Origin of the sequence: Chengkuizengella axinellae, from assembly GCF_030730905.1 — a bacterium.
Taxonomy (GTDB): Bacteria; Bacillota; Bacilli; order Paenibacillales; family KCTC-33759; genus Chengkuizengella; species Chengkuizengella axinellae.
Genome location: NZ_JAVAMP010000001.1, coordinates 895,834 through 916,433 on the forward strand (window position 1 = coordinate 895,834; position 20,600 = coordinate 916,433).

A 20,600-nucleotide genomic window follows, 5' to 3' on the forward strand; every position below is an offset into this window, starting at 1 on the left:
CTATTGCGGGACCCAGAAAAACTTACCACAAGAACAATTATTTGAAAAAGTGGATCATACATTTAAAATGAAAGTTGGTTTATCATGAGTAATCATCATCAATTTATTGATCTTCATACACATACATTGGCTTCAGATGGACTTCATATGCCAAGTGACAACGTGAAAATGGCAAAAGAAAAGGGATTAGCAGGTATTGCTATAACAGATCATGATACTGTAGCTGGTGTAAAACAAGCAATTGAAGAAGGTCAAAAAATAGGGATTGAGGTTGTCCCTGGTATTGAAATTAGTACCGTGGCTAATAAGCTGGACATTCATATCCTTGGCTATTATATAGACTATGAGGATCAAGTTTTCTTAGAGCGGTTAAATCAGCTTCGTGATGTTCGTTCAATACGTAACGACATGATGATTAAGAAACTGCAGGAGTTAGGTATTGAAATAACGATAGAGGATGTATTAGCGCTTGCTCCTAAGAAAAAAACAAAGCAAACGGTGGGTAGACCACATATTGCAGAAGTACTTGTTCATAAAGGGATTGTTAAAACGATTAAGGAAGCATTTGATGTGTATATCGGCAAAGATGGAAAAGCATTTGTAAGCCCTCCTCGCATTCATCCTACTACTGCTATTGATTGGATTAGGCAAGCAGGAGGCTCTGCCGTCATTGCACATCCTGGATTATATGAAAATGATGAATTGGTGGAGGAGCTAATTCAACATGGTGTTGATGGTTTAGAAGTTTATCATTCTGACCACAGTCCTGATGAAGAGAAAAAATATCTTAAATTAGCCAATAAGTATCAATTAACGATTACGGCAGGCTCTGATTTTCATGGTGAACGTAACGGTGAAGTATTCCATGCTCCAATTGGAGGGAGAAAAGTGAATATAGATGTGTTGTCGGAGCTGAAAAGAAAATAACTTCATCCGAGAAGATACACGAATTAATATATTATGCTCTCGCAAAAAGTTTGAGGGAAAAATCATCATAAATTAAAAACAGTATGCCATCATTCGATGAACATACTGTTTTTTTAGAATTTATAAGCTTAAAAATTCAATGTGCTTCCATTAAAACAACATACCCCAAAAGTGAAGATAATGAATGTTTTGAATCAGTTTAATAAATTCAACTATTTAATGCAGTGCTCCAGCTTATTAATCACTTCTTCTTCAGGAGTAATGAACACTGTTTTTTGATTATCATAAATTACATACCCAGGTTTTGATCCATTAGGTTTACGTACATGTCGGATGAGTGTGTAATCTACAGGTACTTGACTGGATTCTTTTGCTTTACTAAAGTAGGCAGCGATCATTGCTGCTTCTTCTAATGTTTTCTCTCCAAACTCAGTGCTTTTGATCACAACATGTGAGCCAGGGATATCTTTTGTGTGCAACCACGTATCTCTGTAGTCTGCAAATCGATTTGTCAAATATTCGTTTTGAAGATTGTTTTTGCCAACATATATTTGTACACCTTCACTAGAGGTATAACAAGTAAGAGAAGGTTTATTACTTTTCTTCTTCTTCCGATTGGAGGTTTTCCTTTTACGAATATAACCTTGCTCCATCAATTCTTCTCTGATCTCATCAATATCCGTAATGGAAGCTGAACTCATTTGTTGGAGCACAGATTCAATGTATTCAATTTCTTGTTTTGTGACTTCAATTTGTTCTTTCACAACAGAAACACTATTTTTACTTTTAGTATATTTTTTAAAATAAAATTGAGCATTTTCTGAAGGAGATAGCTTCTGATTTAACGGGATTTTTATTTTTTCTTGATTTTCATCGTAATAGTTAATCACTTCGATTTCTTTATCACCACGATTTATTTCATGAAGTGCAGCAGTTAGAAGTTCACCATAAATACGATATTTATCTGCATCCATTGCCTGCTCAATGGTTTTGTTTAATTTTTTTACCTTTTTCACATTTTTATTTTTTTCGTTTTGGAGTAGTTTTAAAAGATCACCCACTTTTTGTTTCATGATGTCTCTCTCTACTTTGCTCCCAAAATATTCGTCTAGGCATTGATGGATCGTGTCGAAAGATGTTGTTTTTCCTTGGATGTGAGTAAGTTGTAAAACATTAAAATAGATCTTGTCAGTAGACTCAACAATCGTAGGTTCATATTGGTTTTCTATTACCTTTTTCATCGTTTTTAAAAAAGTGTTAATTAGCTGCTGTTGCTGTACTTGATTTATGATCATTGCATCTAGAGTAAGGTTTAAAGGAAGTTCACTTCGGTAAACGATTTCTTTTGCTGTAATTGGGCTAACACCGCTAAAGTTATTTAAAATAAATTGCCATGCTTTTATTTCTTCCATTTGCTCAGCTTTTTGAAGTAGCTCTTTGATTTGCTCTTCAGAACAATTCAAAGGATTCATTTTCCCTTGTTCTGGTGGTGTTATATATTCAACTCCTGGCAAAACAACTCTATGTCGATTAATAGATGCATTTACATGATGAATACTGTCTAGGATGATCTTTTTATCAGAATCCATTAGTATGATATTACTATGGCGACCCATAATTTCTACAACGATCACTTTTCTATTAAAATCACCTAATTCATCTCTCTGCCTAATTTGGATGTGGAATATTCGCTCAAGTTCAATTTGCTGAATGGATTCTATAATTCCATTTTCACAATGTTTTCTTAACAACATACAGAACATTGGCGCTTCCATTGGATTTTTAGATGTACCTTCCGTTAAATGGACCCTAGGGTAGGTAGGGTTTGCAGAAAGGATCAGCTTTTTGTTTTTCCCCTGAGCTCGTATATGTATCCGTATATCGTGTTCGTTTGGTTGATATATTTTATTAATTCTTCCACCTACACAATTTTGCAATTCATGTATAAGGGCATGTATAACGAGTCCGTCTATTGCCATGATAAGTGCACTCCATTTCTAATTCTAATAAAATTCTGAACTCAAATATAGTGGTATTGATTGATCATACATCTCCTTATTTTATACTATATTGGCTTGTTTAAAAAGTTCGTCTTATAAGTGATATTTTGCGGCTTGTCTGAATACATTTACCCTAGACAGGTTTTAGGGAGGGGACTGGTGATGAGTCATAGAAAATGGTATCAATTAAGCACTGATGAAACGTTAGAAACTTACAGAGTAAATGCAAGCAAGGGACTTTCCACGAAAGAGATCGCAAGAAACCAAGAAGAGTACGGACAGAATGTGATTATCGAAAAACAAAAGATTTCACCGATCACATTATTTTTAAATCAGTTTAAAGATTTTATGGTATTAGTGTTAGTTGGCGCTGTATTAATATCAGGGCTGCTGGGTGAATTTTTGGATGCGATCACGATCATTGCTATCATTATTATGAATGGTATATTAGGTTTTATTCAGGAATTTAGAGCAGAACGATCATTGCGTGCATTAAAAGAAATGTCAGCACCTAGTGCTAGAGTAATTAGAAACGGAGAAGAGATCAACATTAAAGCCAGTGAACTTGTTCCGGGTGATATGGTTTTAATTTCTGGTGGAGATCGAATTCCAGCAGATTTGCGTTTTATTGAAACACATGGTCTTCATGTGGAAGAATCAGCATTAACAGGTGAATCTGTTTCAGTAACTAAACATCAGGAAGCCATAGATGAAGATGAAGTACCTTTGGGTGACCAGCGTAATTTAGGTTTTATGGGAACCATGGTCACAAAGGGGACTGCTAAAGGTATTGTAGTAAAAACAGGTATGAATACAGAGATGGGTAAAATTGCTGATCTGATACAAAATACAGAATCTGCAGAAACTCCGCTTCAACATCGCTTGGAGCAATTAGGGAAAATATTAATCGCTTTATCCATAGGATTAACAATAATGGTTGTTATTGCAGGGATATTGCATGGTCAACCAACGTATGGGATGTTCTTGGCAGGTGTAAGTTTAGCAGTGGCTGCGATACCAGAAGGGTTGCCTGCAATTGTAACGATTGCACTTGCACTAGGTGTACAGCGAATGATTAAACGAAAAGCTATCGTGAGGAAGCTGCCTTCTGTTGAAACGTTAGGGTGTGCTTCAATCATTTGTTCAGATAAAACAGGTACATTAACACAAAATAAAATGACTGTGACTCATTTATGGTTGGAAGATAGAATACTCGAAGTTTCAGGGGATGGATATCGGCCAGCTGGAGAAGTGAAACATAATGGAAAATCTTTGGATGTTCAAAAGGATGCTTCTATTCGACGTTTAATGCAAATTTCAGTGTTATGCAATAACGCAAGCTTGCAAAAAACAACTGAGAAACAAGACAAAAAAAGAAATAATACGCAACAAACAGATTGGGGAATTGAAGGGGATCCTACAGAAGGTGCTTTACTTGTACTCGGTGCAAAAACGGGCATGACCAGTGCATCCTTGCAGAACTTATATCAACGTGAGAAAGAACTCCCCTTTGATTCTGAGCGAAAGAGAATGTCAGTTATTGTACAGCATCAAGGCGGTAAGTTAGTTTGTACTAAAGGAGCGCCAGATTTGTTGCTGGAACGCTGTTCCTATGTATTATGGGAAGGAAAGATAACCCCTTTAAATGATCAGTTGAAAAAGAAGGTTTTAGCTGCTAATGAAGCGATGGCAAGATCAGCCTTGCGTGTATTAGGGTTGGCTTATCGTGATATTAAAAAAACGGAAAATGCACAAGACGATGAGGATGTAGAACATAATTTAATTTTTGTAGGTTTAACAGGTATGATTGATCCTCCTCGAAAAGAAGTTCATGAAGCCATATTTAAATGTAAAAAAGCAGGTATTAAAACGGTCATGATTACAGGAGATCATCAAACAACTGCGGATGCAATTGCAAGACAATTAGGTATCGTACCTAAAGGTGGCGGACTTACTATAAATGGTAAACAGATTGCAGAAATGTCAGATGATGATTTAGATCAAACAATTGATGATGTTTATGTGTTTGCCAGAGTTTCTCCTGAACACAAATTAAGAATAGTAAAATCTTTGCAAAGAAAAGGCCATGTCGTTGCTATGACTGGTGATGGAGTAAATGATGCGCCAGCGATTAAAGCCGCTGATATAGGGATAGCGATGGGAATTACAGGTACAGATGTTTCTAAGGAAGCTTCGGCTTTGGTGTTGAGTGATGACAATTTTACAACCATCGTTTCAGCGATTGAGGAAGGTCGAGGCATATATGAAAACATACGTAAATTTATTCGTTATTTGCTTGCATCAAATGTAGGAGAAATTTTAACGATGTTTATCGCGATGATGATGGGAATGCCATTACCTTTAGTACCCATACAGATTCTATGGGTAAATCTAGTGACAGATGGTTTGCCGGCCATGGCATTGGGAGTGGATCAAGCAGAGGATGATCTGATGCAGCAAAAACCAAGACCAGCTAAAGAAAACATATTTGGCCGCAGACTTGGCTGGAAGATCATCAGTAGAGGGATTGTGATTGGGATTTGTACCTTAGCGGCATTTTGGATCATTTTACGAGAAAATCCTGGAGATCCTGAGAACTTAGTTAGAGCTCAGACGGTTGCTTTTTCAACATTAGTAATGGCTCAACTCATTCATGTTTTTGACTGCCGCAGTTCTCATTCTATTTTCCATCGAAATATATTTCAAAATATGTATCTAGTGATCGCAGTAGTTTCATCTGTATTATTACTGCTAGGTGTACTATACATTGAAGCGCTTCAGCCAATATTTAAAACTGTAGGACTCGGAATGACGGAATGGTCTCTAGTCTTAGTATTTGCAGGAATACCTAGTTTCTTCTTTGGAGCTGGCAGCATCATTAAAAAGATGTTCAGAAAAAAGAAAACGATCAAATTCAGCCCTAAATCCATGGCGAGATAGGGTAAGTATAACTTTGGAATAGCCTTTATCATCAAAAAGAACTAGAACTTCCAAATTATTAATTTTGATTAGGAAGTTCTTTTAAAGGCATCTCTGATATTGTTCACTTTTGCTGTTAAATCATGATCATTACGTCTCTGAATACAAAAATAATGTATTAAAATCTATTTTAATAGTTGAATAAGCATGTTAAATTATTGTAGATTAGATTGAAGGAGTGATTATGATGGAATTTACAAAAATGAACGGTCTAGGTAATGATTTCATTATTGTGACAGGAGAAAAACAACTACCAGAACAAGTTTCTGAGTTAGCGATAAAACTTTGTAATCGATTTTTTGGTATTGGTGCAGATGGTTTAGTATATATTCTTCCATCGGAAAAGGCTGACTTTATGATGCGAATTATCAATTCAGACGGATCAGAGGCTGAACAATGTGGAAATGCTATCCGTTGTGTAGCAAAGTACGTTTATGATCATGGATTAACAAATAAAACTGAAATATCCATTGAAACTATTGGAGCTGGTGCACAGCAAGTTTGGTTGAATGTTGATCAAGGAAAAGTGAAAACAGTAAAAGTGGATATGGGTGAGCCGATTTTAAAGGGAAAAGAAGTACCAACAACAATTGATCAGGATATTGTAGTAAATTACCCAATTGAAGTAGATGGAAGACAATTTCATTTTACAGCGGTATCAATGGGAAACCCTCATTGTGTGATTTATGTAGATGATGCTGTGAATTTTGATTTAGATACTTGGGGACCAAAATTAGAACAACACCCTTTATTTCCAAATAAAATCAATGTAGAATTTGTAACTGTAAAAGATTCCTCTCATACGGATATGCGTGTTTGGGAAAGAGGCGCTGGTCCGACTTTAGCTTGCGGAACTGGAGCTTGTGCAACTGTTGTTTCTTCAGTATTAAACGAAAAAACAGATCGCACTGCAACGGTCTCTCTAAAAGGTGGAGATTTATTGATTGAATGGAATGAAGCAGATAATCATGTATACATGACTGGACCAGCTGAGGAAGTATACCAAGGAAAGCTTCTTTAATTCCTCCATTTCCCGGGCAACCGCAAAATATAATGAATTTTGAGGGTTTCTGACAACAGAACTCGTCAAAAATAAAAATAGATCTGATTAATATATTGAATCATACGTCCTTGATTTGAATATAGAGGAAAATGTGTACCTTATTTTATGAATTTTTAAGTTTCTAATGAAAATAGAGGAAATGAATGATCTTATTTCATCTATTGATAAGAAATAAGAATAAAATCATAGGGATAAGGTTAACAATTTCCTCTTTTTTATATGATTGAATGAGAAATATTCAGTGAAAGAATTTAAACATGTATATTAAATGAATATTTTATGAACGATGGAATATTGTGACAAAAATCACATTCAATTCTCTTGATGGCGCTTACAATTTAATTATAAAAATTATTTAAATAGGGGAGTGTGGAAGGGATGAGATTTAAAGAATTTTTAAGAAGTGGACATAATCCAACTTTGTTTGCCTCATTTTTATATTTTGATATTAGTTTTATGATTTGGGTTTTATTGGGGCCTACAGGTACGTTTATCGTTGAAGATTTAGGATTATCAGACTTTGAAAAAGGGATGATGGTTGGGATTCCAGTGCTCGGGGGAGCATTGCTGCGCATTCCAATGGGATTATTGGCAGATCGGTACGGTGGAAAACGCATAGGTCAAATGGGCATGATTTTAACCATGATTCCTTTAGCATGGGGATGGTTATTTGCAAACAGTCTACCTCAAATATATATGCTTGGATTTTTATTGGGTGTAGCAGGTGCGAGTTTTGCAGTAGCATTACCTTTGGCAAGTCGTTGGTATCCAAAAAAACATCAAGGTTTAGCGATGGGGATCGCAGGAGCAGGGAACAGCGGTACAGTATTTGCAACATTGTTTGGACCACGATTAGCTGAAATGTATAGTTGGCAGGCTGTATTTGGTATTGCACTGATCCCTCTTTTTATCGCATTTGTTGTATTTACCTTATTAGCTAAAGATAACCCGAAAGCTGTAAAACCGATGAAGGTTGGAGAATACATGCATGTGATTAAACATAAACATACATGGTTGTATAGCTTTTTCTACAGTTTGTCTTTTGGTGGCTTTGTTGGTTTAACAGGTTATTTAACTCTATTCTTTTATGATCAGTATGGTGTAAGTAAAGTTACTGCTGGAGATTTTGTTACTTTATGTGTTTTTGCAGGTAGCTTTATTCGTCCTGTTGGAGGATATCTAGCAGATAAATATGGAGGGTTGCGTCTACTCGTGTTTCTATTCAGTGGTGCGATGGTTACGTTATTGATCGTTGGCACATTGCCTTCTGTTTATGTAGCATTAACGATGTTGTTTTTTACACTGTTGTTTTTAGGAGCAGCGAATGGAGCTCTTTTCCAAGTCATACCCGTTCAATTTCCTAAAGAAGTGGGTTTATTAACAGGATTTGTTGGGGCTGCTGGAGGTTTAGGAGGATTCTTTCTTCCTAATATTTTAGGTACTTTCAAAGAATTTACTGGATCATATACGTATGGATTTTGGTGGGTATCTGCTACCATTTTAGTTGCAATTGTCTTTTTAGTGAAGTTGCAAAAATCAAGTAGGATTAAAAATCTAAAAGGGGTTTTCAATGAAGTTTAATTGAGCTTGCTTTATCTCTCAAATATTCACACCTGATTCAAAGCAAAGAACCGTTTGAATGGACGGTTTTTTGCTTTGGTAGGAAGGTTTGAAATACTTTCACTTTTTAAACATAATTTATTAATCTTATTGTATTTGGCTAAATTATTACTTATCTTTCTCCTCGATTTATGATACATTAAAGTATAAAAGATTGAGATCAAAAGGGATTTTTTTGAACATCTTATACTATTTTTAAATATGGGGGATGGAAATGAAACCAGAATTGCGCGAATACCTTAAAACAAATATCATTACTGGAGATGGCGCAATGGGAACCTATTTATATCATCTTGGATTTCCAGTAGGTATTTCGTATGAAGAATTTAATATAATAAAACCCGATGTCATAGCAGATGTTCATCGCAAATATTATGAAGCAGGGGCTCGTTTAATTGAAACCAATACTTTTACGGCCACAAGGGAGAAATTATCCAAATACGGATTGGAAAATGAAGTGAGATCCATCAACCTTGCGGGTGTGAACATTGCACGAAGTGCTGTTGGAGAGGATGCATATGTTGTTGGAGCTATTGGTTCTATTAGAGCAGGACGACGTAATAATATAACTACAGATCAACTAAAGAGAGATTTTGAGGAACAAATTGAAGCTTTATTAGAAGGAGAAGTGGATGGATTTATTCTGGAAACTTTTTTTGACTTAGACGAAGCTATTATACCAATTCAAATCATTCGTTCTAAGAGTGATTTACCGATCATATGTCAATTCGCAGTTGAGGATGTTGGACGTACTTCCGATGGTTTTTCCATATCAGAGGCTTTTCAACAGGTCAGAGAACATGGTGCTGATATTGTTGGTTTAAATTGCAGAAGTGGTCCAAATTTAATGATCAGAACGTTAGAGAACATTTCTAGAGCCGAAGAAGTTCCTCTTTCTGTATTTCCAAATGCAGGGATTCCAGACTATGTTGATGGGGAATATACTTACATGGCATCACCAGAGTATTTTGCTCAAAGTGCACTGCACTTTGCCAAATTAGGTGCGAAAATCATTGGAGGCTGCTGTGGTACAACGCCGGAGCATATCAGTGCCATATCTGAAGCATTAAAAGAGTTTGATCCTCAGGATCTGCAGTATTCAGCTAAACCTGCTAAAAGTTCAGTAGATACTCAAAAAACAATTGAAACTAATGAGATTTTTGAGGATAAAAAACCTTCCATCGTTGAAATCGTTAAACAAAGACATACCGTTATTGTTGAACTAGATCCTCCGAGGGATTTGGATATTAGTAAATTTATGAAGGGCTCCGAAGCTTTAAAACAAGTCGGTGCAGATGCCGTAACTATGGCTGATAATTCATTAGCTGTGACAAGAATGAGCAATTTAGCATTAGGTCAGTTGATTAAGGAAAAACATGATGTTCGTCCATTAGTGCACATTGCTTGTCGTGATCGTAATCTGATTGGGTCACAAACCCATATGATGGGATTGCATGCATTAGGGATTGATCATGTTTTAGCAGTAACAGGTGATCCAGCTCGTTTTGGAGATTTGCCAGGCTCTAGCTCTGTGTATGATACAACTTCCTTTGAAATGATAAGAATGATTAAACAGCTTAATGAAGGGATTTCTTTTTCTGGTAAACCTCTAAAGCAAAAAGCTAATTTTGTAGTAGGGGCTGCATTTAATCCAAATGTGAAATACTTGGACAAAGCGGTTAAACGACTAGAGCGAAAGATTGAAGCGGGTGCAGATTATATTATGACTCAACCCGTATATGATGCAGGTTTAATTAAAGCAGTGTTTGAATCAACTAAACATTTAAACATCCCTATTTTTATAGGAATCATGCCACTTGCAAGTGGGCGAAATGCAGAATATCTACACAATGAAGTGCCAGGAATTCAATTATCAGATGAAGTTAGAAAAAGAATGTCTGGACTCTCAGGAGAAGAGGGAAGAAGAGAAGGTGTAGAAATTGCGAAGGAGCTATTGAATACAGCAATCGAATATTTCAAAGGGATATATTTAATTACACCATTTATGTCTTACCAAATGACTGCAGAGTTAACAGAATATGTTTGGATGAAGACAAATCGTTTAGACTCTCACTTGTACCCTATCTCAAAATGAATTAGAATAGAGGTTGTTCAAAAAGTTGAATAGATCATTGGATGTGTTTGTATGTTTCAAAGTATGACTGGATTTGGTCAAGCAATCAGATTGTTTGAAGGTTATCAAATTCAAATAGATGTAAAATCGGTTAACCACCGATATCGAGAGATTATTGTAAGAATGCCGCGAGAGTGGTTGTCACTCGAGGAATCTTTGAAGGCTATGATTCAAAAGAGGATTCAGCGAGGTCGTGTAGAAGTATTTATGACAATAGAACATCAAGAATCAAATGCTGATCATCAACTAGAAATAGATTGGTCATTAGCAGATCGTTATGTTCAAGCTGTCAACCAGTTAAAAGATCGTTATCAACTGCAGGATTCATTATCGATAAAAGATTTCTTAGCTATTCCTGAACTCATTACATCAACTAGAAACCTTCCTGATCAAAATGATTTTGTGAATCAACAAATTTCAGAATGCTTAGAAGATGCTTTGAATCAATTGTTGGAAATGAGGAAGAGGGAAGGAAGTTATTTACGTGAAGATGTAATGAAACGAGTCACCGTCATGAGACAACATCATCTTCAGATCCAGTCTATGACTTCTACGGCAGTTGAACAAATGCGTGAAAAACTGCATCAGCGAATTCAAGAAATTTTAACGCAAAAACAATTGGATGAAACTCGTCTTACGATGGAAGTAGCTTTACTTGCAGAGCGTGCGAATATAGATGAAGAATTAACCCGCTTGTTAAGTCATTTTGATCAATGCAACACATTATTTGAACAAAATGAGCCTGTCGGGCGCAAATTTGATTTTTTAATTCAAGAAATGAATCGAGAAGTGAATACGATCGGATCAAAGTCTAATTTTACCGAAATCACGAATAAAGTCGTTGAAATGAAAGCAGAGTTAGAGAAGATAAGAGAGCAAGTTCAAAATATTCAATGACAATTATGATCTTTGTATGTATACCATACAGGTATTCTGTGAATAGGTATTAGGGAGGAACTGAAATGGGAATAAAACTTATTAATATTGGTTTTGGCAATATTGTATCTGCGAATCGTATTATTTCTATCGTCAGCCCAGAATCGGCACCCATTAAAAGAATGATTCAAGAAGCGCGTGACCGCCACATGTTAATTGATGCTACATATGGAAGACGAACTCGTGCTGTGATCTTAACAGACAGTGATCACGTTATTTTATCTGCTGTACAACCTGAAACAGTTGCACAAAGATTAACAAGCAATAAAGAAGATGATCAAGACGAATAAGTTGGAGAGTGTTATGGATAAAGGACTATTAATTGTATTATCTGGACCTTCAGGAGTAGGAAAAGGGACAGTATGTACAGCATTGCGTAAAAGGAAACCCGAACTTATATACTCAATTTCTGCCACAACTAGAAGGCCACGTGATGGCGAAGTTGATGGTGTAAATTATTTTTTTAAAGAAAAAGAGCAATTTTTAACCATGATTCAAAATAATGAGCTTTTAGAATGGGCAGAGTATGTTGGCAATTATTACGGTACACCCATTCAATTTGTAGAAGATACAATTAACGCTGGCGATGATATTATATTAGAAATTGATGTCCAGGGAGCTTTGAAAGTGAAAGAGACATTTCCCGAAGCAGTGTACATTTTTTTAGTTCCTCCTTCAATAGATGAATTGAAAAATCGCATAGAAGGAAGAGGAACTGAAACAGCCGATATTATTAAACATCGATTGTCTATGGCACAAGAGGAAATTGAACTTTTAAAACATTATGATTATGCAGTAGTTAATGATAAGATAGAAAATGCTTGTTCAAAAATAGAGTCCATTATAGTAGCAGAGCATTGTAAAAGATTTCGATTTATAGAGAACAAAACTAAAGAAGAGGTGTAGTGATGTTATATCCATCCATTGATGAAATTGTTGATAGAATTGATAGTAAATACTCACTTGTTGTGGCAGTATCCAAAGAAGCAAGATTGCTTCGAGATGGGAAGTCAGTAAAGCTTGAAAAAGTGAAATCACATAAATATGTCGGTATGGCATTAGAAGAAATCTATAACGAGCATCTTTTAATCATAGAAAGCAAGTAATTTAAATATTTTATTTTTCAACAACCTGAGGGTTGTTATTTTTTTGATGCACGTCATTTCTGAAAGGTTATGTTTTAGATGATGGGGTGTATTATTATTTAGTGGGAAAGTAGGGTGAGTTGTATGCTAAAAGGTAAAACAATCGTACTTGGTATTAGTGGGGGGATAGCTGCATACAAAGCAGCTTCTTTATGCAGTAAGTTAGCTCAAGCAGGGGCAAGCGTTCATGTGATCATGACCGAATCTGCGGCAAAATTCATCCAGCCCTTAACGTTGCAAACATTGTCTCGCAACCCTGTTATCATCGACATTTTTGATGAAGAAGATGCGGCAGTTGTATCACACATTGATTTGGCAGATCGAGCAGATCTAGTGTTGGTTGCTCCGGCAACAGCAAATATGATTGCAAAAATGGCTCATGGTTTAGCAGATGATATGTTGAGTACAACTTTATTAGCTACAACAGCACCGATTATGGTTGCTCCTGCAATGAATGTACATATGTATGCCCATCCAGCCGTACAACAAAATATGAAAACCCTTCAGCAACGTGGGATTCAATTTGTTAGTCCTGGAACAGGTCAATTAGCTTGTGGGTATGTAGGTGAAGGAAGGTTGGCTGAACCTGAAACGATTTTTGATGTTGTAGAACAGCATTTTTTGACTTTCAACTCATCATCTCAATTACTTCAAGGAAAACGTGTATTAGTTACAGCTGGAGGTACATTGGAACGTATAGATCCTGTAAGGTATATCACGAATGATTCTTCTGGTAAAATGGGTTTTGCATTAGCAGAGACTGCTTCTAGAATGGGTGCAGATGTTGTTTTAGTGTCAGCAAATACGCATTTGAGTTTACCTGAAGGTGTTGAAAATGTAAGTGTTGAAACTACGGAAGAGATGTATCAAGCTGTTTTAAACAGGTACGAAAAAATGGATATCGTGATCAAAGCTGCGGCCGTTTCAGATTATCGACCTGTCCAACAATATAAACAAAAAATAAAGAAATCAGATGACTCTATAACAATTACATTTCAAAAAAATCCTGACATACTTAAGAAACTAGGTGAATTAAAAACGCACCAATTTCTAATTGGTTTTGCAGCTGAAACTAACAATGTGGAGCATTATGCACTTGAGAAATTGAAAAACAAAAACTGTGATATGCTCGTTGCTAACGACGTAACGCTTCCAGGTGCTGGTTTTGGCACTGACACGAACAAAGTGAGTTTGTATGATAAAATGGGATTGATTGAAGAACTACCACTTTTATCTAAAGAGCAAATATCAGAGCAGATTCTTAAAATTACTGCTTCAAAATTGTCGTAAGGTGGTGATTTGAATCCATGTATGCTCGAGTCATCGTTGATGTTCCTTCGAAGCAAACCAATCGTCCATTTGATTATAAAATTCCACCGACTCTAAAAGATTGGGTGGAGGTCGGTAGTCGAGTTGGGGTAAGATTTGGTCCGAGAATGATCCAAGGTTTTGTCGTTGAGTTATTAGAACAAAGCGAAGTGGATGATCGCAAATTAAAAAGTATTGAAAGTGTTCTAGAGCTTCAACCTTCATTAACAGAGGAACTGGTAGAGTTAGCGAAGTGGATGAGTCGCAGATATTTATGCAATGAAATCACAGCACTTCAGGTCATGTTGCCAGGGGCATTGAAAGCAAAATATGAAAAATACATTGCTCTAGCGGAGGATTCTGGTTCAGATTCACTAACAAATGATCCATTGCATGCTAAAGGTGAAATGCAAAATGAAATTATACATTTTATAAAAAAGAAACAAACTGTTGAAATGAATGAGCTGCTTACTAGATTTCCTAATGCAAGCATGTTGATTAAAAAACTGATCATAAACGAAATCTTGATAGAAACACAAAATATCAAAAATCGAGTCTCTACTAAAAAAGTGCTAATGGTATATCCTCCAGATAATATCACTATGTTAGAAGGATATAAACAAGAGTTGTCCAAGCAAGCTCATAAGCAATTAGAAGTTTTACAATTTTTTATAGATCAACCCAAACCGATTCAGCTGTCGGAGTTAACTAAACGTTTAAATACCAGTTCTTCAAGTATTAAGTCACTAGCCAGTAAACAATGGTTAAAATTAGAATCAACTGAAATTTATCGTGATCCTTATCAAAAACATGATTTTAAACAGAGTTACCCTCTCCAACTCACCGAGGAGCAAGAGAAGGTTTTTCAAACGATCAGACAGACAATTCATGCGAAGAGGCAGCAGCTTTTCCTGCTGCATGGCGTGACTGGAAGCGGAAAAACAGAAATATATTTGCAAACGATTCAACAATGCATTCATCAAAATAGAGAGGCTATTGTCCTAGTTCCCGAAATATCTCTTACTCCACAAATGGTTGAACGATTTAAAAGTCGCTTTGGAGATTTGGTTGCGGTGCTTCATAGTCGTTTATCTGCTGGTGAACGATTTGATGAGTGGCGGAAAATTCAACAAAAAAAGGTGAAGGTTGCTATCGGTGCAAGGTCTGCTATTTTCGCTCCTTTTACAAACATCGGCTTAATTATTATTGATGAAGAACATGAGACATCCTACAAACAACAGGATAACCCAAAGTATCATGCGGTAGAAATTGCAAAAATGAGAAGTAAAGCACATCAAGCTGCGGTTATTCTAGGTTCAGCCACCCCCTCACTTGAAACTTATTATGAAAGTCATCAATCAACCATGCAATATTTGCCTATGCCATCTCGAGTGGCTGGACGAGCAATGCCAACTGTTCAGGTTGTTGACATGAGGGAAGAATTAAAAGAAGGAAACAGATCCATGTTTAGTAGGCCATTACATCAAGCCATTGAGGATCGTTTAAATAAAAAAGAACAAATTGTATTATTGTTGAATCGTAGAGGATATTCTACTTTTGTCATGTGTAGATCTTGTGGACATGTTGTAAGCTGTCCTCATTGTGATATTTCACTGACATATCACATGAATACTCGTCATTTACGTTGTCATTATTGTGGTTATGCTGAAAGAGAAAGCAGCTCATGTCCATCATGTTCAAGTGAGCATATACGCTATTTTGGAACAGGAACTCAAAAAGTTGAAGAGAGTTTGACTAGTCATTTTCCAGGTATTCGAGTGATCCGGATGGATGTAGATACAACCTCAGAAAAGGGATCGCACGAAAAATGGTTGAATCAGTTTCGCGATCAAAAAGCAGATGTTTTATTAGGAACACAGATGGTAGCCAAAGGGTTGGATTTTCCAAAAGTGACGTTAGTTGGAGTTATAGCTGCCGATACAGTACTGAATCTTCCGGATTTTCGAGCCGCTGAAAAAACGTTTCAGCTTCTGACACAAGTATCTGGTCGAGCAGGAAGGCATCAATTACCTGGGGAGGTTGTCATTCAAACTTACAATCCAGATCATTATAGTGTCATTAGTGCTAGCCATCATGATTATACATCATTTATGAGAACTGAACTACAAAGCAGAAAGCAAGGCATTTATCCTCCATATTGCAAATTGATATTAATTACATTTTCTCATGAGAATATGAACCTTTTAGTTAGGACTGGTGAGTCATTTTCAGAATATATTAAAAGGCAGCAACTTCCATCTATCATTGATGTTTTAGGACCTGTTGCCTCTCCAATTCCAAGGAAGAAGGATAGATATCGTTTCCAATGTTTGATAAAATATCGAGGAGGATGGGAAACGATTCATCTGGTTCACAAAGCCGTTTCTTCGTTGGAGAATACCGTAAAACAAACAAAATTACAAGTTAGTGTTGATGTAGATCCACAAATGTTAATGTAATAGAAGTTAATCAATCCACTTATTTTGGACTAATTTGAATAAAATATTTAGAGAAGGTAGGTGTTTGACATGGCAATTAGAGTCATTGTTAAAAATCCAGATCCCATTCTAAGGGAAAAATGCAAACCTGTAACGAAATTCAATAAAAATCTTCATAAACTGCTGGATGATATGGCAGAAACGATGTATGATGCACCAGGAGTTGGGCTTGCTGCTCCACAAATAGGCATATTAAAACGAGTGATTGTGCTTGATTCAGGTGAAGAAGATGGACCAGGATTAATTGAAATTGTAAACCCAGAAATTATTAAGACTTCCGATGAAAAAGAAGTAGGACCTGAAGGATGTTTGAGCATTCCTTCTATTAATGGAGAAGTCAATCGTTTTAAAGCAATTACGGTTAAAGGTATGGATCGAGATGGAAATGAAGTTGTGTACGAAGCAGAAGATTTTCTTGCAAGAATTTTTCAACACGAAATCGATCACTTAAATGGAGTATTGTTTACAGATATAGCAGAAACCATATATGAAAGGGAACAACCTAACAATGTCATTGACTAAACAAATTCGCATCGTTTTTATGGGAACACCGGATTTTGCTGTTCCCTCACTTAAGGTATTAATGGAACAGGAATGGAATGTTGTTGGTGTGGTGACACAACCGGATAGACCAAAGGGCAGAAAAAAGATATTAACTCCCACTCCAGTAAAAGCGGAGGCATTAAATCACGATATTCCTGTTTATCAACCTCATCGCATGAAGGATCCCGAAGCGATTGAGCAATTAAAGCAATTACAACCTGATTTGATCGTCACTGCGGCATTTGGTCAAATATTACCGAAAGCGGTATTGGATGTTCCTCGCTTTGGATGCATCAATGTTCATGCCTCACTTCTACCTAAATATAGAGGAGGTGCCCCTATTCATCATGCCATTAAAAATGGGGAGTCCGTTACAGGAGTTACCATTATGTATATGGCAGAAGGATTAGACACAGGAGATATGATCAGTCATGTTGAAGTGCCTATTCTTGACCAAGATAATACGGGAACTATGTTTGAAAAATTAAGTAGGTCAGGAGCGGAGTTGTTAAAAACTACCTTACCTAAACTTGTAGAAGAGGGGATTCAAGCTGAGCCTCAGAATCATGAAGAAGCTTCCTATGCTCCTAATATTCAAAGAGAAGATGAACTTATCGATTGGCAAAAATCTTCGAAGAAAATCTTCAACCATATTCGTGCTTTAAATCCATGGCCAGGTTCTTATACTTCATGGGATGGGAAAGTTCTAAAAATATGGAAAAGTATAAATCCTGATGTAAGAACGCTTCATTCAGAAAATGTAAATGATGCAGTGCCAGGTACAGTAATTCAAATGAATAAAGAAGGCATAGAAGTGAAAACTGGTGATGGAACCATCTGGTTGACGGAAATTCAACCGGCTGGTAAAAAAAGAATGGATGTTGCTGAGTTTAACAAAGGAAGCAATATTCCAGAAGGAACAAGGTTCGGGAGCTGATATTTATGACTTCAACTAATACATCGAAAACGAAAAAGAAAATACCTACAGCTCGTGAGCTAGCAATGAATATTCTCACAAAGGTTGATGAGAAGAAGGCTTACAGCAATATTTTGTTGAATGAATCTTTGAACAAATTTCAATTAGAAAGACAAGAGGTTTCATTAACAACTGAAATTGTGTATGGAACCATCCAAAGAATGAATACGATTGACTATTTTCTCAATCAATTTGTATCAAAAAAAGTAAACAAGCTGCAACCATGGGTTCGTAGTTTATTGAGATTAAGCTTTTATCAGTTGTATTACTTGGATCGAATACCTGATCATGCGGTTGTGAATGAAGCAGTGAATATTGCGAAACGAAAAGGGCATCGCGGTATTTCAGGCATGGTGAATGCTGTGCTCAGAAATATCATTCGTAAAAAAGAGCAGTTAGTGTTGCCAGACTCTTCAAATAAGGTTCGTTATATATCCTTAAAGCACTCACATCCAGAATGGATGGTAAAACGGTGGATTCAACAGTTTGGTCAGGAGGTTGCTGAACAAATATGCGAGGCTAATAACGGTGCTCCACATGTGAGTGTCAGAGTAAATCAAATGAAAATGGATAGAGATACCGTCATACACGAGATGGAAAATGAGGATTTACAGGTTGCACTTTCTTCATTATCCCAAGATGGGATCGTAGTTGAAAGTGGTGGGAATATGGCTCACAGCCATTGGTTTAAAGAGGGGAAAATTTCCATTCAAGATGAAAGCTCAATGTTGGTTGCTGCTATATTGGATCCTAAACCGAATGAAACGATTCTTGACTGCTGTGCTGCACCTGGAGGAAAAACTACACATATCGCAGAAAAAATGAGAAGCTCTGGGACGATTTGGGCAAATGATATACATCCACATAAACAGAAATTGATTGATGAGCAAAGTGACCGATTACAGCTCAAAAATATTAATACAACGATTCATGATGCACTTGATTTAAATAAAAAGTTTGAAAAACATACGTTTGATCGGGTATTACTTGATGCACCTTGTTCTGGTTTGGGCGTAATCCGTAGAAAACCTGATTTGAAATGGGTTAAAAGCGAGGCAGATGTTAAAGAAATTAGTAAAATACAGCTGGACATTCTAAGTCGTGTTGCTGATTTATTGAAACCAGGTGGTATTTTAGTGTATAGCACCTGTACGATAGAGTCTTCTGAAAATGAGAATATTATCCATGATTTTCTACAGGAAAATCCTGAATTCACGATCGATTCCTCCACAAGTCAACTCTTGCCTCATCATGTATATGATCGAGTAAAAGTAGAAGATGGATTGATACAGGTTTTACCACAATTTTTTCATTCAGACGGTTTTTTTATTGCTCGTTTACAAAAAAAAGAGAATGTATGATAAAATATCTTTAATCATTAGAGCTTTCTACTATAAACAAACAAGGTTGTGTGAAGATGAAACCCTTTATATATGATTACACCCTAGAGGAATTGCAAACATGGGTAAAAGAAAAAAAACAGCCGACATTTAGAGCAGACCAAATCTTTGATTGGTTATATGTAAAACGCATTAGCAGTTTTGAGGAAATGTCAAACATACCAAAAAAGTTGCGTGATCAGTTAGAAGAGCACTTTAATTTTGTAACTTTAAATGAGATTACAAGATTCCAATCTAAAGATGGTACAATCAAATTTTTATTTGAGCTGCACGACAAAAATGCAATTGAAACGGTAATTATGAAACATGATTACGGCAATAGCATCTGTGTAACGACACAGGTAGGCTGTAGAGTAGGTTGTACTTTTTGTGCATCCACTTTAGGGGGATTGAAACGAGATTTATCTGCTGGTGAAATTATTGCACAAGTAGTGCAGGCGCAGCAAAGATTAGATAAAACAAACGAGCGGATCAGCAGTATTGTGATCATGGGAATTGGAGAGCCTTTTGAAAATTATGATCAAATGATGAAGTTTTTACGCACAGTGATTCATGAAAAAGGTTTAAATATTGGACAGCGCCACATTACGGTTTCAACTAGTGGGATTGTGCCAAATATTTATAAGTTTGCAGATGAAAAAACACAAATTAATTTAGCCATTTCGATCCATGCTCCAAACGATAAGCTGCGCTCAAGTTTGATGCCTGTAAATCGTCGATTTCCTTTTGAGGAATTATTAAAGGCATGTAAATATTATATTGAGACATCGGGAAGAAGACTTACTTTTGAGTATGCATTAATCGGAGGTAAAAATGACAAACCTGAGCACGCTGAAGAATTAGCGGACGTGTTGCAAGGTATGTTGTGCCATGTAAACCTGATCCCAGTCAATTATGTACCAGAGCGCGATTATACTAGAACACCGAAAAAAGATATTTTTGAATTTAAAAAAATATTAGAACGTAAAAAGATTAATGTGACCATTAGAAGAGAACAAGGTCATGACATCGAGGCAGCTTGTGGACAATTACGTGCTAAACATATGGAGTTAAGTACGAGGTGATATAATA

General features: G+C 36.3%; 16 protein-coding genes. 15 read left to right on the forward strand and 1 reads right to left on the reverse strand.

Annotation, left to right across the window (positions count from 1 at the left end; translation table 11 throughout):
• The first annotated feature begins 84 nt into the window (after window positions 1-84).
• Window positions 85-927 carry a PHP domain-containing protein gene (locus tag Q5Y73_RS04495; protein ID WP_305990630.1) on the forward strand — a complete coding sequence of 281 codons (843 nt, stop codon included), beginning with the start codon at window positions 85-87 and terminating at the stop codon, window positions 925-927.
• 212 nt (window positions 928-1,139) lie between these two features.
• On the opposite strand, the gene Q5Y73_RS04500 is transcribed toward Q5Y73_RS04495, so the two are convergent.
• Complete coding sequence (locus Q5Y73_RS04500) at window positions 1,140-2,906, reverse strand: Rqc2 family fibronectin-binding protein (RefSeq protein WP_305990631.1); 1,767 nt, start codon at window positions 2,904-2,906, stop codon at window positions 1,140-1,142.
• 183 nt (window positions 2,907-3,089) lie between these two features.
• Here Q5Y73_RS04500 and Q5Y73_RS04505 point away from each other — a divergent pair, with 183 nt between their 5' ends.
• From Q5Y73_RS04505 to rlmN, 14 genes are all read left to right on the forward strand, one after another.
• On the forward strand, window positions 3,090-5,867 hold the full coding sequence (locus Q5Y73_RS04505; RefSeq protein ID WP_305990632.1) for a calcium-translocating P-type ATPase, SERCA-type: 2,778 nt from the start codon (window positions 3,090-3,092) through the stop codon (window positions 5,865-5,867).
• 226 nt (window positions 5,868-6,093) lie between these two features.
• The gene (dapF, locus tag Q5Y73_RS04510; RefSeq protein WP_305990633.1) at window positions 6,094-6,927 is read left to right on the forward strand and encodes a diaminopimelate epimerase; all 834 of its coding nucleotides are present in this window, start codon (window positions 6,094-6,096) and stop codon (window positions 6,925-6,927) included.
• Between the two features lie 420 nt (window positions 6,928-7,347).
• On the forward strand, window positions 7,348-8,550 hold the full coding sequence (locus Q5Y73_RS04515; RefSeq protein ID WP_305990634.1) for a nitrate/nitrite transporter: 1,203 nt from the start codon (window positions 7,348-7,350) through the stop codon (window positions 8,548-8,550).
• Between the two features lie 253 nt (window positions 8,551-8,803).
• Window positions 8,804-10,684, forward strand: coding sequence for a bifunctional homocysteine S-methyltransferase/methylenetetrahydrofolate reductase (locus Q5Y73_RS04520; protein WP_305990635.1), 1,881 nt, complete (start codon window positions 8,804-8,806; stop codon window positions 10,682-10,684).
• A gap of 51 nt (window positions 10,685-10,735) precedes the next feature.
• On the forward strand, window positions 10,736-11,620 hold the full coding sequence (locus Q5Y73_RS04525) for a YicC/YloC family endoribonuclease (protein WP_305990636.1): 885 nt from the start codon (window positions 10,736-10,738) through the stop codon (window positions 11,618-11,620).
• A 65-nt stretch (window positions 11,621-11,685) separates the two neighbouring features.
• Window positions 11,686-11,949, forward strand: a complete 264-nt coding sequence (remA, locus tag Q5Y73_RS04530; RefSeq protein WP_305990637.1) for an extracellular matrix/biofilm regulator RemA — start codon at window positions 11,686-11,688, stop codon at window positions 11,947-11,949.
• A gap of 13 nt (window positions 11,950-11,962) precedes the next feature.
• Complete coding sequence (gmk, locus tag Q5Y73_RS04535; protein ID WP_305990638.1) at window positions 11,963-12,565, forward strand: guanylate kinase; 603 nt, start codon at window positions 11,963-11,965, stop codon at window positions 12,563-12,565.
• A 2-nt stretch (window positions 12,566-12,567) separates the two neighbouring features.
• Entirely contained in the window at window positions 12,568-12,765 is a 198-nt protein-coding gene (gene rpoZ, locus Q5Y73_RS04540; protein ID WP_305990639.1) for a DNA-directed RNA polymerase subunit omega, read from the forward strand.
• Window positions 12,766-12,888: 123 nt separating this feature from the next.
• Window positions 12,889-14,094 carry a bifunctional phosphopantothenoylcysteine decarboxylase/phosphopantothenate--cysteine ligase CoaBC gene (coaBC, locus tag Q5Y73_RS04545; protein WP_305990640.1) on the forward strand — a complete coding sequence of 402 codons (1,206 nt, stop codon included), beginning with the start codon at window positions 12,889-12,891 and terminating at the stop codon, window positions 14,092-14,094.
• Between the two features lie 17 nt (window positions 14,095-14,111).
• Window positions 14,112-16,571 carry a primosomal protein N' gene (gene priA / locus Q5Y73_RS04550; protein WP_305990641.1) on the forward strand — a complete coding sequence of 820 codons (2,460 nt, stop codon included), beginning with the start codon at window positions 14,112-14,114 and terminating at the stop codon, window positions 16,569-16,571.
• A gap of 69 nt (window positions 16,572-16,640) precedes the next feature.
• On the forward strand, window positions 16,641-17,132 hold the full coding sequence (gene def / locus Q5Y73_RS04555; RefSeq protein ID WP_305990642.1) for a peptide deformylase: 492 nt from the start codon (window positions 16,641-16,643) through the stop codon (window positions 17,130-17,132).
• Window positions 17,119-18,090, forward strand: coding sequence for a methionyl-tRNA formyltransferase (gene fmt / locus Q5Y73_RS04560; RefSeq protein ID WP_305990643.1), 972 nt, complete (start codon window positions 17,119-17,121; stop codon window positions 18,088-18,090). The genes def and fmt overlap by 14 nt, the downstream gene beginning before the upstream one ends.
• 5 nt (window positions 18,091-18,095) lie before the next feature.
• Window positions 18,096-19,490: a 16S rRNA (cytosine(967)-C(5))-methyltransferase RsmB gene (gene rsmB / locus Q5Y73_RS04565; RefSeq protein ID WP_305990644.1), complete on the forward strand. Its 1,395-nt coding sequence runs from the start codon at window positions 18,096-18,098 to the stop codon at window positions 19,488-19,490.
• Window positions 19,491-19,546: 56 nt separating this feature from the next.
• The gene (gene rlmN / locus Q5Y73_RS04570) at window positions 19,547-20,593 is read left to right on the forward strand and encodes a dual-specificity RNA methyltransferase RlmN (RefSeq protein ID WP_305990645.1); all 1,047 of its coding nucleotides are present in this window, start codon (window positions 19,547-19,549) and stop codon (window positions 20,591-20,593) included.
• Window positions 20,594-20,600: the final 7 nt, after the last annotated feature.

Bases quoted from the DNA above. Each gene is read 5' to 3' on its own strand.
- Q5Y73_RS04495 (WP_305990630.1), top strand. From the start codon at position 85: ATGAGTAATCATCATCAATTTATTGATCTTCATACACATACATTGGCT.
- Q5Y73_RS04500 (WP_305990631.1), bottom strand. From the start codon at position 2,906: ATGGCAATAGACGGACTCGTTATACATGCCCTTATACATGAATTGCAA.
- Q5Y73_RS04505 (WP_305990632.1), top strand. From the start codon at position 3,090: ATGAGTCATAGAAAATGGTATCAATTAAGCACTGATGAAACGTTAGAA.
- dapF (WP_305990633.1), top strand. From the start codon at position 6,094: ATGGAATTTACAAAAATGAACGGTCTAGGTAATGATTTCATTATTGTG.
- Q5Y73_RS04515 (WP_305990634.1), top strand. From the start codon at position 7,348: ATGAGATTTAAAGAATTTTTAAGAAGTGGACATAATCCAACTTTGTTT.
- Q5Y73_RS04520 (WP_305990635.1), top strand. From the start codon at position 8,804: ATGAAACCAGAATTGCGCGAATACCTTAAAACAAATATCATTACTGGA.
- Q5Y73_RS04525 (WP_305990636.1), top strand. From the start codon at position 10,736: ATGTTTCAAAGTATGACTGGATTTGGTCAAGCAATCAGATTGTTTGAA.
- remA (WP_305990637.1), top strand. From the start codon at position 11,686: ATGGGAATAAAACTTATTAATATTGGTTTTGGCAATATTGTATCTGCG.
- gmk (WP_305990638.1), top strand. From the start codon at position 11,963: ATGGATAAAGGACTATTAATTGTATTATCTGGACCTTCAGGAGTAGGA.
- rpoZ (WP_305990639.1), top strand. From the start codon at position 12,568: ATGTTATATCCATCCATTGATGAAATTGTTGATAGAATTGATAGTAAA.
- coaBC (WP_305990640.1), top strand. From the start codon at position 12,889: ATGCTAAAAGGTAAAACAATCGTACTTGGTATTAGTGGGGGGATAGCT.
- priA (WP_305990641.1), top strand. From the start codon at position 14,112: ATGTATGCTCGAGTCATCGTTGATGTTCCTTCGAAGCAAACCAATCGT.
- def (WP_305990642.1), top strand. From the start codon at position 16,641: ATGGCAATTAGAGTCATTGTTAAAAATCCAGATCCCATTCTAAGGGAA.
- fmt (WP_305990643.1), top strand. From the start codon at position 17,119: ATGTCATTGACTAAACAAATTCGCATCGTTTTTATGGGAACACCGGAT.
- rsmB (WP_305990644.1), top strand. From the start codon at position 18,096: ATGACTTCAACTAATACATCGAAAACGAAAAAGAAAATACCTACAGCT.
- rlmN (WP_305990645.1), top strand. From the start codon at position 19,547: ATGAAACCCTTTATATATGATTACACCCTAGAGGAATTGCAAACATGG.